The sequence below is a fragment of the Acinetobacter sp. MD2 genome (assembly GCF_035615575.1).
In the GTDB taxonomy this organism is placed as follows: domain Bacteria; phylum Pseudomonadota; class Gammaproteobacteria; order Pseudomonadales; family Moraxellaceae; genus Acinetobacter.
Map to the genome: position 1 here is coordinate 578,015 of NZ_VTDK01000001.1, position 19,107 is coordinate 597,121.

Sequence of the window (19,107 nt, forward strand, 5' to 3'; positions counted from 1 at the left end):
GATCACACTCACTTTAGCCAAAAAGAGATTTTATGCAACTCAATATAAAACCCCTATTTAAAGAACTCAAATGATTATGGCAATAAACTCACATCCCAACCACCGCCTAAGGCACTAATCAATGCCACACTATTCTGCAATTGTATCGACTCTAGCTGTAATACACTTTGTTCATTCGACAATCGAGTTGCTTCGCTACTGGCAACATCAGTGTAATCAATCATGCCTTCATTGTATTGATTACGTTTAATTCGCGCGGTTTCAGATGCAGCCGCCAAAGCCTGTTGAGTATGCACAAGTTCTTTAGCTAAACTGTTGGTCTTTGCCAAATCATCTTCAATGCCTTGCATAGCTTCTAAAATAGTTTGTTTATAGCGCGCAACCGCAGCATCGTAAGCAGCTTGCGCTTGTTTCACTTTGGCTTTATTGGCGCCAAAATCGAAAATACTTTGCGTTGCCGATGCACCTAACGACCATACTAAATTTTGCGCGCTAATTAAATTCGCGAAACGATTGCCTGAATAGCCTCCGGAACCTGACAAGCTGATATCGGGGAAATAACCTGCAATTGCTATCCCAATCGTTTCATTGGCCGCAGCCAAATTACGCTCGGCAGCGGCAATATCAGCACGGCGCTCTAATAAGCGACTTGGCAGAGTTAAAGGAATATCGGGAATGGTTGCTAAAGTACCTTGATGGGTTGGTAAATTAAATTCAGCGGGCATTTTCCCAATTAACATGGCAATCGCATGTTCATATTGTGCGCGTTGCCAAATCAAATCTTCACGCGCCGACTGCGTGCTATATAAAGATTGTTCAGCTTGGGTTAAGTCAGACTTTGCAATGATGCCTTCTTTATATTTGGCAGACAATACTTTGTGATAACGTTGATAAGTTGCAATGGTTTGATCGTACAGTGCAATCCGTTTATCTAAAACCCGCAAGGCAAAATAGTCTTGCACCAAAGTCGTTTGAGCACTTAAAGTTGCATTGGCTAAATCTGCGGCACTGGCTTGTGCCGAAGCTTTATTTTCAGCAGTGGTGCGTTTGAGCTTGCCCCATAAATCTAGCTCCCAACTTAAGTTCGCTTTGGCACTCAAACTATTGTTTGGACTTGAATTTTCCGATTGAGCACGACTTGCATTTGTACTGACCGAAACAGATGGCATTTGCCCTGCTTTGGCTTGACCGACCAAAGCCGCCGCTTGAGCATATTTAGCCGCATACTGTGCTACATTTTGATTCGACAGCACCACTTGCTCAACCAACACATTTAATGTGCTGTCTTGATACATCTGCCACCATGCACCACGTAAGTTTTGATCTTGCGGATTCGCCACTTTCCAGCCTTGAGCTTCTTTATATTGCACAGGTGTAGACATTTGTGGTTGTTGATAGCTTGGCCCCACTGTGCATCCCGAAAATAACGACACTAAACCACATAAAGCCAGTGATAATTTATTTTTTAACATAATCTTGCTCATCATTCACAGATTTAAGTAGATGTGGTTTTTTCCAAAACGATTTTACCCAATGGCCGAATCGGTCTAAATATACGTAGACTACTGGCGTGGTATATAAAGTGAGCAATTGGCTAAAAACCAATCCACCACAAATTGCAATACCAAGTGGACGATGCAATGCCGCACTAGCCCCTGTTTGTAAAATTAAAGGCAATGCACCAAAAAATGCCGCCAATGTCGTCATTAAAATTGGTCGAAAACGTTGGTCACAGGCCTGAACAATGGCTTGTTCGGGGTCAATACGCTGCTGTTTCTCTGCACTTAAGGCAAAATCAATCATTAAAATGGCATTCTTTTTAACAATGCCAATCAGCAATAAAATACCAATTAAAGCAATAATGGTCAGCTGAGTATTGGTCATCATCATTAAAACCAATGCCCCAACCCCTGCCGAGGGCAAGGTCGATAAAATGGTGATTGGATGAATCCAACTTTCGTACAATATTCCAAGTAAAATATAAATTGTTGCAAGGGCCGCAAAAATCAGCCATGGCATTTGTTTAACCAAACTTTGAAACACCTGCGCTGTACCTTGCAAACTACCATGAATACCGTCGGGTACACCAATACTTGCCATTGCTTTATCAATTGCCAATTGCGCTTGTTGCAAAGACACGCCATCGGCTAAGTTAAACGCAATGGTGGTGGTTGCCATTTGCCCCTGATGTGCAACCGACAACGGCGCAGTGGTCGACTCTAAATGCGCAAAGTCTGAAATCGCAATTTTTTGATTGCTACTGGTGAGTACATAAAGCTGATTCAATACCGCAGGGTCTTGGGTATAACGGCTGTCTAAACCTAAAATAGCATAATACTGATTAAGCATTTGGTATTGCGTTGCGATTTGGCGTTGGCTAAAGGCATTATTCAAGAAAGTATCAATTTCTTTTACATTCAACCCATAACGCTTGGCAGCATCGCGGTCAATCACCACTTTAACATTCAACCCGCCCGACTCTGCATCACTATCCACACTGGTTAATTCTGGCAGTTTTTTTAAAGTGGCATACACTTTCGGACTCCACTCTCGTAGCGTCTGTAAATTATCCGACTGTACACTGTATTGATACGTGGCATTGGCACTACGACCACCTACACGCAAATCTTGTGCAGGCATTAAAAATAACGATGTACCCGCCATATCTTTGGTTTTTTGGCTCAGACGATTAGCAATTTGCATTGCACTTTCACTGCGTTGATTTTGGTCTTTTAAACGCACAAAAAATTGACCAGAATTACGCGATCCAAAACCACCCCCACCTGTCGATGCCAACACATATTCAATGTCTTTGTCTTGTTGCAACATTTGACTAATCGACTTTAAGCGAGGCTCGATCGCCTGAAAACTGGTGGTTTGATCGGTACGTAACATACCGAATAACATGCCGTTATCTTGTTCGGGAAATAAGCCTTTTTGCACCACATTGTATAAAAAAACATTGGCAATAACAGTGATGAGCAACACCAACATGGTGATGCGTTTATGCTGCATCACACGGTTTAAACTGCTTACATAAATCCGTTGCAATGAATTTAAGCCACGAGAGATGGCCGCCATGACCTTGTTTTCTTGTTGCTGTGGCGCATGTTTTAATAAATGCGCGCACAGCATGGGCGTTAAGGTCAATGAAATAAACAAGGAAATAATTAATGCAACCGACAACGTGACTGCAAATTCTCGAAACAAACGCCCAAGCACACCATCCATAAGCAAAAGTGGAATAAACACCGCAATCAGTGAAGCTGTCATAGAAAGCACAGTAAACCCCACTTCACGACTGCCCTTTATCGCCGCTTGCATCGGGGTTAAACCAGCTTCGATATGCCGAGTGATATTTTCTAACACCACAATCGCATCATCCACCACAAAGCCTGTGGCAATAATTAATGCCATCATCGACAGTGCATCTAAGGTATAACCTAGCACATACATGGCAGCAAAGGTACTTACAATGGAAATGGGCAATGCAATGGCGGGAATTAGTACCGCTCGACCTTTGCCTAAAAACACAAACACCACCGAAATCACCAATAAAATGGCAATCATTAAGGTGCGTTCAGTTTCATGTAAGGCACTGCGAATTGTTAAAGAGCGATCAATTGCCGTGGTAATTTTGGTGCCATTGGGCAACATTTGGTTCAGAACGGGCAATAAAGCTTTAATCGAATCAATGGTTTCAAGCATATTCGCGCCCGCTTGGCGGGTTACGGCAATTGAAACCGAAGGCTGATTATTAAAATAGCCTGCCGAGTAGGCATCTTGAACTGAGTCAGTGACCGTTGCAACATCGTGTAGACGTACCGCTGCACCGTTCCGATAAGCAATGACTAAGTTTTCGTAGTCTTTGGCTTTGCTGAGTTGTCCATTGGCATTAATCCACCACGTATGTTTTTCACCGCTTAATAATCCACGTGGCGCATTGCTGGTGGCATTATTAACGGCTTGACGTACGGTGTCCAAAGCAATGCCATAGCTATTGAGTTGTTGTGGTTCAAGATTAATTCGCACCGCAGGCAAAGCACCGCCACGAATTGAAACTTGCCCTACGCCTTTCACCTGTGCAATTTTTTGCTGCAACTTACTCGAAGCTAAATCGTACAATTGCCCACGATTCAAGGTATCAGATGTCAATGCCAACATTAAAATGGGCGCATCCGATGGATTGGCTTTGCGGTAGTTCGGCAATTGCTTCATACTGCTCGGCAATAAGCTTCTTGCGGCATTAATGGCCGCTTGTACATCACGCGCAGCACCATCAATATCTCGATTTAAATCGAATTGCACCACCACACGGGTTGAACCTTGCCCACTGGTCGATGTCAGCTCTGTTATACCACCAATTTGCCCCATCGCACGTTCAAGTGGCGTTGCTACCGTTGCCGCCATAGTTTCAGGGCTTGCACCTGCCAAACTTGCCGAAACCACAATGGTTGGCGTGTCAATTTTCGGTAAGGGTGCAACCGCTAAAAATCGAAATGCCAAAGCGCCCAACAAAGTGAGTGCCAAACTCACCAAGAGCGTACCGATGGGACGGGTAATGAAAATCTTAGAGAAATTCATGCCGCATCCTTTTTCTTAGCTTGCGTTAAGCGCTCAAAAGCCAAATAAATAACGGGCGTGGTAAATAAAGTTAAAAGTTGGCTACAGATTAAGCCACCAACAATCACTAAACCTAAAGGCTGACGTAATTCTGCCCCTGAACCCGAAGCCAACATGAGTGGTACAGCACCCAGTAATGCCGCACAGGTGGTCATTAGAATGGGTCTAAAACGCAACATACAGGCTTGATAAATTGCATCAAGCGGTGTTTTGCCCTGCTTTTTTTCTTCTAGGGCAAAGTCAATCAGCATAATGGCATTTTTTTTCACAATCCCGATTAAAAGAATGACTCCAATTAAGGCAATTAAACTAAACTCTGTACCTGTTAATTTTAACGCCAATAGCGCACCAATCGCCGCAGATGGTAAAGTTGAAAGTACCGTAATCGGATGAATCCAACTTTCATATAAAATCCCAAGCACAATATACATGGTGATCACCGCCGCCAAAATTAGCCACAATGTGTTGCTACTGGCAGAACTAAAGGCTTCAAGTGAACCTTGATATTGTAAATTCACCGTATCAGGCAAATGTATGCTTTGCTTGACCTCAGCGATGGCTTGACGCGCTTGCTCAACCGAATAACCATCGGTCAAGTTAAACGAGACCGTTGCAGCAGGAGTTTGGTCACGGCGCGCATAGGTCATAAAACCATTTTTTTCTGACACCGTAATTAAGTTGCTTAAAGGCACCATCGTTGAAGCGGTTGAAGTATTCGTCGTTGAATTTGTCGTGGTTGCCTTTAAATAGATGTTTGAAAAAGCCGATAAATCTTGCTTATACTGCGGTGCAACTTCTAACACCACACGATACTGGTTGGCTTGAGTATAAATGGTCGAAATTAAATGTTGCCCAAAAGCATTATACAAAGCAGCATCTATATCACTTGCGCTTAAACCATAACGACTTGCGGCATCACGATTAATTTCCACATACGCAACTTTAGCCTGATCTTGTAAATTAGTGTTCACAGCTTTGAATTCAGGACGTTGTTTTAACGCATCGACAAAGCTTGGAACCCATTGCTGTAAATCTGCCTGAGTCGATGTATCTAAAGTCAATTGATACTGACTTGGCGTGACCTGATCATCCACATTTAAATCTTGGCTTTTAATTGCATACAGCTGAATACCTGCAATATTTGCAGCACGTTGTTTGAGTCGTGCAATCACATCATCGGCTTTATCTCGCTCGGAAAAATCTTTTAAACTAATTTGCAAACGCCCCATATTTAAGGCGCTGTTATTGGTCGCATCTACCCCAACAATCGAGGCAATCGAATCCACCGCAGGGTCTTGTTGTAATGCTGCGGCTAAGGCCTGTTGGCGCTTGGCCATTTCATTAAATGAAACATCTTGCGAAGCAATCGTGATGCCTTGAATTTTACCTGTGTCTTGGGCTGGGAAAAATCCTTTTGGAATCCAAACATATAACGCGGCTGTTACCACCAGTGATAACACCGCCACAATTAAAGTAAAGCCTTGATGTGCCAATACCCATTGCAAACATTTTTCATAGAACTTAAGCAGTTGATCAAAACCACGACCGAACCCACGCACCACAGGGTTATGTTGTTCTTCGGGAACATGTTTAAGTAAATAGGCACTTAACATGGGTGTGAGTGTTAAAGATACAAACATCGACACCAAAATAGACACTGCAAGCGTAATGGAAAACTCACGAAATAAGCGCCCAATCACATCTCCCATAAACAGCAATGGAATCAGCACCGCAATTAAAGAAATGGTTAAAGAAATAATGGTAAAACCAATTTCTCGTGAGCCTTTGAGCGCAGCTTGCAGCGGTTCTTCACCATTTTCAATATGCCGTTGAATGTTCTCGACCACCACAATCGCATCATCAATCACAAAACCTGTGGCAATGGTCAGCGCCATTAATGTTAAGTTATTAATTGAAAACCCTGATAAATACATCACCCCAAACGTACCAATAATCGATAAAGGCACGGCCAAGCTTGGAATAAGCGTGGTGGCAAAGGTACGTAAAAATAAGAACGACACCATTACCACTAATGCCATCGCGAGCATCAATTCAAACTGCACATCTGAAATAGACGCACGAATGGTATCGGTACGGTCGGACAAGGTTGAAATTTTAACTGATGCAGGTAGGCTCGCTTGAAGCTCAGGCAATTTTTCCCGAATGGTGTCAACAATAGATACCACATTGGTACCGGGTTGGCGCTGAATATTGACAATAATGGCAGGTTTACCATTTGCCCACGCTTCTTGATATTGGTCTTGCGCGGCTTGTTCAACCGTTGCGACATCTCGTAAATACAGCGCTTGCCCATTTTCATATTTTAAAATCAGGTTTTTATATTCTTCAGGGGTTTGCAGTTGATCATTGGCGTCAATGGTGACTGAACGCGCGACACCATCAAATCCACCTTTAGAGCCATTCACATTGGCATTATTAATAATGGTATTGACATCACTTAGCGTTAAACCATAGTTTGCAAGCAAGGTTGGATTAACCTGAATACGCACCGCTGTTTGCTGCCCACCTGCAAGGCTGACCAAACCGACTCCTGAAATTTGCGATAATTTCAGTGCCACACGCGTATTCATCAAGTCTTGCACCTTAGTCAGTGGCAAGGTGTCTGAAGTGGCTGCAAGGGTTAAAATTGGAGTATCAGCAGGATTAACTTTTTTATAGGTGGGTTTATTCGGTAATTCAGAAGGTAATAATGAGTCGGCGGCATTAATCGCGGCTTGAACTTCTTGTTCGGCCACATCTAACGATGTATCTAAGTTAAATTTTAAGGTAATCACCGATGCACCACCCGAACTGGTCGAATACATTTGGTTCAAACCTGCCATTTGCCCCAATTGACGCTCAAGTGGCGCAGTCACGCCACTGGTCATCACCTCCGCCCCTGCACCCGGAAACTGTGTAGTGACTTGAATAATGGGATAATCTACCTCAGGCAATGCAGAAATAGATAAGCTTCGATAAGCCAAGAGTCCACTTAAAATGATGGCAATCATCATTAGCATGGTGGCAATTGGTCTTTGAATAAAAATACGAGATGGATTCATGGCTTATTTACGGTGATGTCCTGATTTTTTAGTGGTCGCATCATCTAAAACCGTTAAGTCGACTTGCTTAGCCTGCACAACATTCACTTTAGCACCATTGCCTAAGGCATCCACGCCTGTTGTGACAACTTTTTGCCCCACTTTTACCCCCGATGTAATGACGGTTTGACCATCTTCAGTTTGAGTGCCCGTCGTCACCATCACTTTATGTGCGGTTGCGTTGTTATCTATAACAAATACATATTGTCCGTTATTACTGGCTTGTACCGCAGCATTTGGTACCACAATGGCATTGTTTAAATTACCCGTTTGTAATTTCACGTTCACAAATTGATTTGGAAAAAGTGTATTGTCGGCATTATTAAAAATGGCTTTGAGCTTTATTGAACCTGTGGCGCTGTCAATTTCATTACTAATCACACTCACTTCACCTTCAGCAAGTTCCGTTTTGCCTTGTTGATCAAAGGCTTGAACCACTAGTTTTTGACCATTCCGTATAGGTTGCACCACTTCATCTAAACGACTTTGCGGCACGCTAAACACCACCGCAATTGGTTTAGTTTGGGTAATGGTGGCAATGGCAGAGCTTGCATCACTGCTGACCAAATTGCCAACATCAACATTTTTTATACCAATATACCCTGAAATCGGTGCAGTAATTTTTCCATATTGAATATTGAGTTTTGCCGCCGCAATTTGCCCCATCGCCGACTGAATCGCTCCTTGATACTGCGCGGTGGTTGCCGTTTGGGTGTCTAAATCTTGCTTGGCAATCGAGTCTTGTGCGTATAAGCGCTGATAACGTGCAAGGATGAGTTTTGCGTTATTTAACTGCGCTTGGTTTTCCGCCAACTGCCCTTGATATTGCTGCAAAGTCGCGGCATAACTACGGGTATCGACTTCGGCCAGCAATTGTCCTTTTTGAACATATTGCCCTTCCTTAAAGTAAATATGTTGTAAATGTCCTGAAATTAAACTGGTCACCGACACGGTCTGACTTGCTATTACAGTGCCTAATGCAGACAACTTTAGTGGTACATTTTTTTGCTCGGCAACCGCAACTTGCACAGCAGTTATATTTTGCATTTGAGTTCGTTCATGCTGCGCAGTGTTTTTATGCTTCAACCAAAAGAAAATGGCCAATCCCACCAGCAATAACACCAAGCATAACCAAAGCACTGTACTTTTTTTCTTCAACATAAAGAAACTCAATTTAGAAATAAGAAGGTGAAAGAGCAAATAAATAGATCCACAGGAGCATAAAACCAACAACACGAACAGTAAGTACTAACGTCTGTGCGACTGTAAAATTTTCATCCTGAAAAATCGTCCATTATTTTATCAGGATAAAACCCTAAGAAATATGAAACTTGTTATAAAACATACAATTTTTTGTTTTATCTGCAATGAAAGCTCACTTTATTTTTTACAGAAAATATCAGATTAATAGCGCTAAAATAAAAAAACCAAATTTTAAAGAATACCCTGTGGTTTTCTTGTAAAAGAAAATAAATTGCTCATCAAATCGACCACCCTACAAAATTAATGTCTTTTTTAAATCCAAATTTTGCACTAAAACCTACCTTTTCATGCACATAAAAGATATCTACTGCTTTTAATTACAGTAAAAATGGCAATCAAGCATAGCAATATTACGAAATTGGTTTTTTATGCTATCGCAAAATATATATTTATAGCATAAGCTTTAATCGCCAAATGAATTGGCATATAAATTGCTGAATTAAAAAAACTTTAATAAGGATTAATCGAATGAAACGCGCACTAACAGCTCTAACTATTGCCTTGAGTTTAACGCTCCCTCTTTCTGCTTTTGCGAAAAATAATGTTGTCGTGGTTGCTACGGGCGGCACAATTGCTGGGGCAGGAGCAAACTCAACCAATAGTGCAACTTATACGGCCGCAAAAGTACCTGTAGATGCGCTGATTAATGCCGTTCCTCAGGTACAAGAATTAGCCAATGTTCGTGGTGTTCAGGCACTACAAATTGCATCCGAAAGTATCACCGATAAAGAATTATTAAATCTTGCACGCCAAGTCAATGATTTAGCAAAAAAACCTGATGTAAATGGCATTGTCATCACTCACGGTACAGATACGTTAGAAGAAACTGCATTTTTCTTAAACCTTGTTGTTCATACCGATAAACCGATTGTTGTTGTGGGCTCAATGCGCCCAGGCACTGCACTTTCAGCAGATGGCCCACTCAACCTATATAGCGCAGTCGCACTTGCAGCTGCGGAAAGTGCTAAAGGCAAAGGTGTGATGGTACTGATGAACGATAGTATTTTTGCCGCACGCGATGTTACTAAAACCATTAATGTACATACCAATGCGTTTGCAAGCCAATGGGGAGAACTTGGCTCAGTGGTTGAAGCAAAGCCTTATTGGTTTAGAAGTTCAGTAAAACGTTTTAATAACAATTCAGAATTTAATATCGAATCAATTAAAGGTGACACGCTACCTTTAGTTGGGATTGTTTATGGTTCAGATAATATGTTACCGCAGTCCTATTTGGCCTTACAACAAGCAGGCGCAAAAGCAATTATTCACGCAGGCACAGGCAATGGTTCGGTGGCGAACTATATCGTACCAACCTTAACTAAATTACAAGCGGAAGGTGTGCAAATTGTCCGCGCATCTCGCGTACCTCAAGGTTTGGTCTTGCGTAATGCAGAGCAACCTGATGATAAATATGGTTGGGTCGTTGCACATGATTTAAATCCACAAAAAGCACGTCTACTCACCGCACTTGCACTCACTAAAACAAAAGATGCTAAAGAAATTCAACGTATGTTCTATGAATACTAAATCACTTTATGCTTAGAACGATTAAATCCCGACCCCATTCAGGTCGGGATTTTGTTTTGTATTGTCTAGTTTTTCCGCAAAGACATTTTAAGCACATCCAAGCTATGAATTGCATGTTAAAATACCCTTTGGTCTAGTGAGGAAAGCTTTATGCAGTTTGTACATCTTGGTATTCATACCGAATTTTCGATTACAGAGTCGATTGTTCGCATACCTGATCTGATTAAAGCTGCTGTAAAAGACCACATGCCTGCTTTGGCATTGACCGACCTTTCCAACATTCATGCAGCAGTCAAGTTTTATGAAAGCTGTTTGCGTCAAGGTATTAAACCTATTTTAGGCAGTAATGTTCGTTTAAATCATGCCGAGCACCGCGTAACCTTACTTTCCATGACGAATAATGGGTGGCGTAACCTCACGGAAATTATCTCGCGTGGTTTTATTGAAGGCCAACAACTTGATATTCCCTGCATTCAAAAAGAATGGATTTTAGAACAACAACAAGACCTTATTCTCTTGCTCGGACTACACAGCGATGTTGGGCAAATGCTCATTTCATCGAATCCACAAAAAGCCGAACCATTATTTGAAGCATGGTTAGAAAAATTTGGTAATCGGGTTTATTTTGCCCTGACCCGCACCAATCGCCCAAATGAAGAAGCTTTTATTGCCGAAGCTGTGAAGTTGGCTGCCAAGTACCAAGTGGGTGTTGTCGCACATAATGACGTACATTTTATCACTGAAGATGACTTTGATGCCCACGAAGCACGTACATGTATTGCCGATGGTTATGTATTAGGTGATGATAAGCGTCCAAAAAATTACACGCCTGAGCAGTATTTTAAAAGTGCAAACCAAATGGGCGATTTATTTGCTGATCTGCCAAGTGCGCTTGAAAACAGCGTACAAATTGCCAAACGTTGTAATGTCAGCTTGCAACTTGGAAAGTATTTCCTGCCTGACTACCCAATTCCTGAAGGCTTCACTATTGACTCATACTTTGCCCATTTGTCTAAAGAAGGCTTAGAAGAGCGTTTAAATCATCTTTATCCCCCCGAAAATCGTGATGAAGATTGGAGCGAGATTCGTAAACCTTACGATGAACGAATTGAATATGAAGTTGGTATTATCCTTAAAATGGGTTTCCCCGGTTACTTCTTAATCGTCATGGACTTTATTCAATGGGCAAAAAGTAACGGCGTACCTGTTGGCCCGGGACGTGGCTCTGGTGCAGGCTCGTTGGTCGCATACAGTTTAAAAATTACTGACCTTGACCCATTGCGCTACGACTTACTATTTGAACGTTTCTTAAACCCCGAACGTGTATCCATGCCCGACTTTGATGTCGACTTTTGTATTGCAGGGCGTGACCGTGTGATTGATTATGTCTCAAGTCATTATGGTCGTGAAGCAGTATCACAAATTGCCACCTTCGGTACAATGGCTGCTAAAGGTGCTATTCGAGATGTAGCCCGCGTTTTGGGTAAATCCTATGGTTTAGCCGACCGTATTTCAAAACTTATTCCAACCAAACCTTTAGGGGTTGACCTTGCCACCGCTATTGAAATGGAACCTCAGCTTAAAGATGTGGTGACCAATCCATCCAATCCCGACTATGACGATGCCAGTGAAATTTGGGAAATGGCGCTCAAACTTGAAGGTATTACCCGAAATACAGGTAAACATGCGGGCGGTGTCGTGATTGCACCGGGTAAAATCACCGACTTCTCTGCGGTACTCTGCGATGCCGATGGCACCAACCGCGTGGCGCAATATGACAAAGACGATGTCGAGGCCGCAGGTTTAGTAAAGTTCGACTTTTTGGGGTTACGTAACTTAACCGTAATTGAAGATGCGATTCAAAACATTAACAAACGCATTCAATCAGCCACGCCTTTAGATATTACCCACGTTCCGCTTGATGACAAAGATGCGTATTTGGTCTTTGCCGAAGCCAATACTACAGCGGTATTCCAGTTTGAATCCGTCGGCATGAAAAAAATGCTGAAGGAAGCACGACCAAGTAAATTTGAAGAAATTATTGCCTTCGTGTCGCTGTATCGTCCTGGCCCAATGGATCTAATTCCTGATTTTATTCATCGTATGCACGGCGGCGAGTTTGAATACTTACATCCTTTGCTTGAAGGCGTTTTAGAACCGACCTACGGCATCATGGTATATCAAGAACAGGTTATGCAAGCAGCACAGTACTGTGCAGGTTACACCTTGGGTGGTGCAGACTTACTGCGCCGTGCGATGGGTAAGAAAAAACCCGAAGAAATGGTCAAACAACGCCAAATCTTTATTGAAGGTGCTGCAAAAAAAGACATTGATGAAGCCACTGCCAACCATATTTTCGACTATATGGAAAAGTTCGCCGGCTACGGTTTTAACAAATCGCATGCCGCAGCTTATGCGCTTGTTGCCTATCATACCGCATGGTTAAAAGCACATTACCCTGCCGAATTTATGGCGGCGGTGATGTCATCAGAAATGCAGAATACCGACAGTGTGGTGTTTTTAATTGACGATTGCCGTAATAACAAACTTACGGTATTGCCACCTTCTGTGAATATGTCGACCTATCATTTCCATGCCAGTGACGAACGTACCATTGTATATGGACTAGGTGCAATTAAAGGCGTGGGTGAACAAGCGATGCAATCGGTGATTGATTCACGCGTTCAGCAAGGTCCATATCAAGATTTATTCGATTTTTGTCATCGTATTGACTTAAAGAAAATGAATAAACGCACCCTTGAAGCATTAATTCGTGCAGGTGCGCTTGACTGCCTAGGCATTGAACGTTCAAGTTTAATGACACAATTACCCGAAGCAGTACAAGCTGCCGAACAAGCACGCCAAAACCGTGAATCGGGGATCATGGATTTATTTGGTGAAGTTGAGGAAGTGCAGCGAAAACCTGCCAAACCTGTTAAACCATGGTCGGATGAAGTACGCTTAAAAGGCGAAAAAGACACGCTTGGTTTATATTTAACGGGTCATCCAATTGACGTATATCGCGCCGAACTCAAACACTTTATACCCAATAAACTCAATGAAATTAGCACGACCCGCCGTGGTCAAACTACAGTGTTTGCAGGCTTGGTCATGGATGTTGCCAACTTCCCAAATCGTATGGTCATTACCCTTGATGATGGGACATCGCGCATCGAAGTGAGTTGTAATCACGAACGCTTCCAACGCTTTAAAGAGATTGTACAGGTCGAGCGTGTTGTGGTGATTGAAGGTGAAGTGTATGAGCGTGAAGGCTTTGATCGCCCGATGGGACGTTTAAGTAAAGCCTTTGATTTAAATGAAATTCGCCAAAAACGTGCGCAAAACATTCAAATCTCACTCACCGCCAATCATTTAACCAAAGAATTAGCTAAAGATATTCAAAAAATCTTAATGCCATTTACTCAGCTTGAGCAAACCCGTAAAGTGCCAATTATCTTTGGTTTAGCCTTTGACTACGCCCAAGCCGAATTGCATTTGGCCGAGAATTGGCAAATTACCCCACTCGATGAAGCACTCATTCAACTGCGTGATTATTTTGGTAAAGACCATATTCAAATTGAATATCAGGTTAAATCTAAAGCCGCCCAAGTGGTCGACTATCAGACAGCACAAGCCGCAAGCACGGTTACAATCCCGCCTAACAGCCAAAGTATGGATGAAGCAATGGATTTGTATCAAGCCGAAGCCAGCCAATATTCTTAAATTTTAGGTCGTATAATGAATACTTTTGATAACACTACTGTAAGCAATCACCTACGTAATATTCGTATTGTGATGGTCAATACCACGTTACCTGCCAATATCGGCAGCGCGTTACGTGCCATGAAAACCATGGGCTTAAGCAAATTGGTTTTGGTTGCGCCGAAAACCTATCCGCACCCAGACATTGACGCTTTAGCCGCAGGTGCAACCGATTTAATTGAGCAAATTGAAATTGTAGACACCTTGCAAGAAGCGCTTGCACCGTGTCATTTGGTGTTTGGTACTAGCGCGCGCAGCCGTACTATTCCGTGGCCATTGCTTGACATTCGCCCTGCCAGTGAAAAGATTGCACAGGCTATTGTTGAAGAACAACAACAAATTGCAATTATGTTTGGCCGTGAAGACCGCGGCTTAACCAATGAAGAATTAGCTTTAGCCAATTACCATGTCACTATTCCTGTCAATAGCGAATATGGTGTGTTAAATGTGGCTCAAGCCATTCAAATTATTTGCTATGAACTGCGCATGTCGACGTTGCAATACGAACAGCAAGAAAATGATACAGAGCAACTGATGCCAGTCGGTGAAGATACTCACATGCAATGGGATGAACCCTTGGTCACCCAAGCCGACATGGAAAAGTTTTATCCACATATTGAAAAAATGCTTGAAGAAATTGAATTTTTAGATCTAAATAATCCAAGATTATTGCCATTACGCTTACGCCGTTTATTTGGCAGAATTCAACTTGATAAAATGGAATATCATTTACTGCGTGGCATTTTTAGCCGTGTGATCGCGTTAAGTCAGGGAACATGGCAAAAATCGCCAAAGGAAGGAAGTTCAGATCATGTTTAAACAACTCAAAGAAGATGTAGCTGCGGTGTTTGCACGTGATCCTGCTGCGCGAAACACCTTAGAAGTCTTAACCACCTATCCGGGCATTCATGCCTTAATGATGCACCGCGTTGCACATGAATTATGGAAAAAAGAATTTAAAACCAGTGCCCGTCTTTTATCTTCATTTAGTCGTTTCACAACAGGCATTGAAATTCATCCGGGGGCTAAAATTGGCAAGCGATTTTTCATTGACCACGGTATGGGTGTGGTAATTGGCGAAACGGCCGAAATTGGCAATGATGTCACGCTCTACCACGGCGTAACCTTAGGTGGAACAACGTGGAATAAAGGTAAACGCCACCCCACTTTAGAAGATGGTGTGATTATTGGTGCAGGTGCTAAAATTTTGGGGCCATTTACGGTTGGCAAAGGCGCTAAAGTCGGTTCTAATGCTGTTGTAACCAAAGAAGTGCCTGCAGGTGTCACTGCTGTAGGTAATCCTGCACGTTATATTCAAAAAGACACCAATAGCACTGACCAAGAAGTCCGTCGTCGTGACTATGCACAAAGTATTGGCTTTGAACCGTATGCTGCATCTAAAAACCAAACTGATCCATTGTTAGAAGGTATTCGCGTTTTACTTGACCGTATGCAAAGTAATGAAACACGTATGAATACCCTGTGCCAACGGTTGTCGTTACTTGATCCAAGTTTTAACAAACAAAATGCAAATCAACAGCAACCTTATAGCCCAGAAGAGCTTAAAATCTTGGAAGATGTACGCCGAGAATGCGAATCACAAGCACAAGCGTCTAAACTATAAACAAGCAGCATGCTGTTACACGCTTTACATTGCATGCTTTTTTGCTTTTTCTTAGACTGATCTAAGCTTAACTCACCATAAACAATAAATTTGGGAAAGGACTTATGCGTTTAAAACCACTTGTAACAGTTGTGATGACCGCGGCAGCACTTGCCGCATGTAGTGCAATACCAGAAAAGAAGAACAATAATAATGTTTCGAATGAACCCATTGTTTTTACAGAGCCAGCTCCAACTCCTGCTTTCTATGCCTTAAACCCTTTTAACTACGATGCACCACCTGTATTTGAAGTTGAACTTAAACAAGCTGCGGCACAGCCCGTCACAAGAATGATTGCAACCAGTGATGCATATCCGGGAAAATCCATCACATTTGAAGTGAATAAACTAATTATTCCAACTATAAACAGTAAAGTTTCAGCAATGAAATATGCACCACTTGCCAGTGCAAACCAAATTGATATCACCAATATCGATGACTTTTTACAATTGGTCGAAGGTAAAGCACGTCATTATCCACCCCAATTTAGCAACCGCAACGAACGTCGTGGCTATGAAAGTAAACTACGTGAAGTGACTCAGCAACTTGACACACTTGCTGCTGCAAATGATGCGTCTTATGATGTTTTAATTCGCGCTTTTAAAGCAACGGTGATGGCACGTAACCTAGACTTAGGGCAACAATACACGACAAAATCACTTCAATATGCACAGCGTCTATTAAAAATAAATCCAAATGATCCAACTACAAATTTCTGGTTTGGTTTTAGCTTGTCTGAAGGTGGTGGGCAACGTGAAGCTATTCCTTATTTAGATAAAGCTATGAAAGCAGGCGTTCAAGAAGCCTATTTGTCTGCCGCGAACAACTACTTATTCCTTGAACAAAAGCGTAATGCCTTGACTACACTGAATAATTATAAAGTTAAGTTCCCACAAGAAGCAGAAGTCACCAGTCGCTTAGTGAAGGAAATTCAAACCCAAGGTCGTACCAATGTTTGGGAAAACTTAAATGCAATGAAACAAGGCAAATATTAATTTAAAACACCTTTTACAATAAACCACCATTTATGGTGGTTTATTGCTTTTTATCCATTGAAAAAAAATAAGACTTTAGTATCATTTTTTACAATTCCGAGCTTTTTACTTGTCTATGTTCGCACTCCCACCTATTTTCAAACGCATCTATTTTATTGGTCTATTCATTCCACTGGTCTTAACTGGATGTCAAGTTGTGAGTGTAAAACAGCAAACCTTTAACGTCACCATTACCAATGAGCGTGACAGCATTCTGACACGGGATAAACTTAGCGAAGCAAGCCTCAATGTATTATCAATGACCGGACGCGATGCTAAAAGCTGTATGAATGATCCTGCTGCATGCTTACAAGAAATCCAAAAAGTTCCACAAATTCCAAATGAGCAATTTTTTTCTACAGGCAGCGAGCTCTATTTAGCCAAAGCCAAAGAATTAGAAAAAAGCTCAGCCTGCAAGGCAGAAACTAAAATTGTTTTACGCAACAATAGTTTTGAAAATGCACCTTGTTTACGGCAAGAAACGGCAATGCTAGACAAAAGCATTCGTTATAGCTATGCCTATTTATTTAAGTCTAACCGTGAAGCAGAACAACGACTATTTAATAACCGCCAAGTACAAGTCCGCGATTTTTATAATCAAGGCGTTGCTAAATTACTCTCGGCTTATCGAAATGTAAAACCTAAAACAAGTCACTACAATACCCAAATTCCTGTTGCAAACTCGATTTACCACATCGACTTTACCGAGTTTCCAGAACTCAAAAATCAAAAAATTGAAGACTATATGTCGAGCTACAATTTGAACTTTTCAGGTTTACGCTCAATTAACCGTCGTGATGGTTTTGGTTCAGAATTTGTTGCGATTTTGGCAGATCCATTAGGCCAAGAAGAAAATAAATATATTATTGACCCACTGCACTACAAATTTAAAGATGGGAGTAATCCCAACATTCACCATCCGCGTTATTTATCCACCACCATTACAATTGAACCGAGTAATCAAAGCTCTATAGCAGACTTACTGGGCAATGCCCCAATGTATGTCAAAATTCATGATCCATATAAATTTGATACGATTACGATAGATGGTAAAAAATTTCCACTGGCTGCCAATTTTTCTGCACCTTATGGCTTATGGCTTGCACAAAATAATTTAGGCAAAGCTGCATATTTAAGTTTAATTGATCGCGATCAAAAATTACTTATGCCACATTTATATATGCTTGAACCTTACAATCCGAATAAGAAAATTATTGTCTTGGTACATGGATTAGCCAGTAGCCCAGAAGCATGGATTCGCTTAACCAATGACATGATGGGCGATAATGTATTACGTGAACATTATCAGGTTTGGCAAGTTTTTTATTCAACCAATATGCCAATTATTGAAAGCCGTTTCCAAATTTACGCAGTGTTAAAACAGGCCTTTGATCAAGTTGATCCTAAAAGCCCTGCCTATTCCGATGCAGTCTTGATTGGTCATAGCATGGGTGGAATCATTTCACGACTTTTGGTCAGCGATGCCGATATTCGTCAAGCAACCTTTAAACTGGTGAAATCTGCGAAATTACAAAAACATAAGAATGATGAAATTGTGACGGAACGCTTGCAATTCCATCCTATTCCTAATTTTGATCGGGCTGTTTTCCTTTCATCACCACATAAAGGTACACCCTTTGCAGATTTATGGTTTACTAAACTTGCAAGACGGATTATTAAATTGCCTGTTGCATTTATTGGTGCTGTTGCCGATACAGTACAAGGTGATATAAATATAAAAGATGTAATGAAACAGCTAGATAATGGTTTTGTTCAGAATGGCCCAAGTGATTTAAGTTATAAATCTAAATTTATGCAACTCACGCGTGATGTCAATCCGAGATCAGGTTTTGTGTTCCATTCCGTGATAGGTAATATGACCAAAAGTAATGACCCTCAAGTCATGACCGATGGAGTTGTGCCTTACGAAAGTGCTCATCTAGCAGGTGCAGCATCTGAAAAAATTATTTCAGGTGGTCACTCCATTCAAGAAACACCCGAAGCCGTTTTAGAATTACGCCGGATTCTGCGTTTACACCTCATTCAACATGGCTTGTACAAGCCATCTATGCCATCGCAATAAGTAGAAAAGGGTTGTTTGTACAACCCTTTTTTAAATCTTCACGAACCCCAA

General features: G+C 41.7%; 10 protein-coding genes. 6 read left to right on the forward strand and 4 right to left on the reverse strand.

Features of this window, described 5'->3' with window-relative positions:
• Positions 1-74: 74 nt before the first annotated feature.
• From FXN70_RS02790 to FXN70_RS02805, 4 genes are read right to left on the reverse strand one after another with little or no spacing between them, the layout of a single operon-like run.
• Positions 75-1,472, reverse strand: a complete 1,398-nt coding sequence (locus tag FXN70_RS02790; protein ID WP_324645952.1) for an efflux transporter outer membrane subunit — start codon at positions 1,470-1,472, stop codon at positions 75-77.
• Positions 1,459-4,584, reverse strand: a complete 3,126-nt coding sequence (locus FXN70_RS02795; RefSeq protein WP_324645953.1) for an efflux RND transporter permease subunit — start codon at positions 4,582-4,584, stop codon at positions 1,459-1,461. Before FXN70_RS02795 ends, FXN70_RS02790 begins: the two co-directional genes overlap by 14 nt.
• Complete coding sequence (locus FXN70_RS02800) at positions 4,581-7,685, reverse strand: efflux RND transporter permease subunit (RefSeq protein WP_324645954.1); 3,105 nt, start codon at positions 7,683-7,685, stop codon at positions 4,581-4,583. Before FXN70_RS02800 ends, FXN70_RS02795 begins: the two co-directional genes overlap by 4 nt.
• Positions 7,686-7,688: 3 nt before the next feature.
• A complete protein-coding gene (locus FXN70_RS02805; RefSeq protein WP_324645955.1) occupies positions 7,689-8,885 on the reverse strand; it encodes an efflux RND transporter periplasmic adaptor subunit in 1,197 nt (398 codons plus the stop codon).
• Positions 8,886-9,455: 570 nt separating this feature from the next.
• On the opposite strand from FXN70_RS02805, the gene FXN70_RS02810 reads away from it, so the two are divergent.
• From FXN70_RS02810 to FXN70_RS02835, 6 genes are all read left to right on the forward strand, one after another.
• Entirely contained in the window at positions 9,456-10,514 is a 1,059-nt protein-coding gene (locus FXN70_RS02810) for a type II asparaginase (RefSeq protein WP_324645956.1), read from the forward strand.
• Between the two features lie 150 nt (positions 10,515-10,664).
• The gene (gene dnaE / locus FXN70_RS02815; protein ID WP_324645957.1) at positions 10,665-14,237 is read left to right on the forward strand and encodes a DNA polymerase III subunit alpha; all 3,573 of its coding nucleotides are present in this window, start codon (positions 10,665-10,667) and stop codon (positions 14,235-14,237) included.
• A gap of 15 nt (positions 14,238-14,252) precedes the next feature.
• On the forward strand, positions 14,253-15,095 hold the full coding sequence (locus FXN70_RS02820; RefSeq protein ID WP_324645958.1) for an RNA methyltransferase: 843 nt from the start codon (positions 14,253-14,255) through the stop codon (positions 15,093-15,095).
• Positions 15,088-15,900, forward strand: coding sequence for a serine O-acetyltransferase (gene cysE, locus FXN70_RS02825; protein ID WP_324645959.1), 813 nt, complete (start codon positions 15,088-15,090; stop codon positions 15,898-15,900). Before FXN70_RS02820 ends, cysE begins: the two co-directional genes overlap by 8 nt.
• A gap of 104 nt (positions 15,901-16,004) precedes the next feature.
• The gene (locus FXN70_RS02830) at positions 16,005-16,934 is read left to right on the forward strand and encodes an ABUW_2363 family tetratricopeptide repeat lipoprotein (protein ID WP_324645960.1); all 930 of its coding nucleotides are present in this window, start codon (positions 16,005-16,007) and stop codon (positions 16,932-16,934) included.
• Positions 16,935-17,049: 115 nt separating this feature from the next.
• On the forward strand, positions 17,050-19,056 hold the full coding sequence (locus FXN70_RS02835; RefSeq protein ID WP_324645961.1) for an alpha/beta fold hydrolase: 2,007 nt from the start codon (positions 17,050-17,052) through the stop codon (positions 19,054-19,056).
• Positions 19,057-19,107 lie beyond the last annotated feature (51 nt).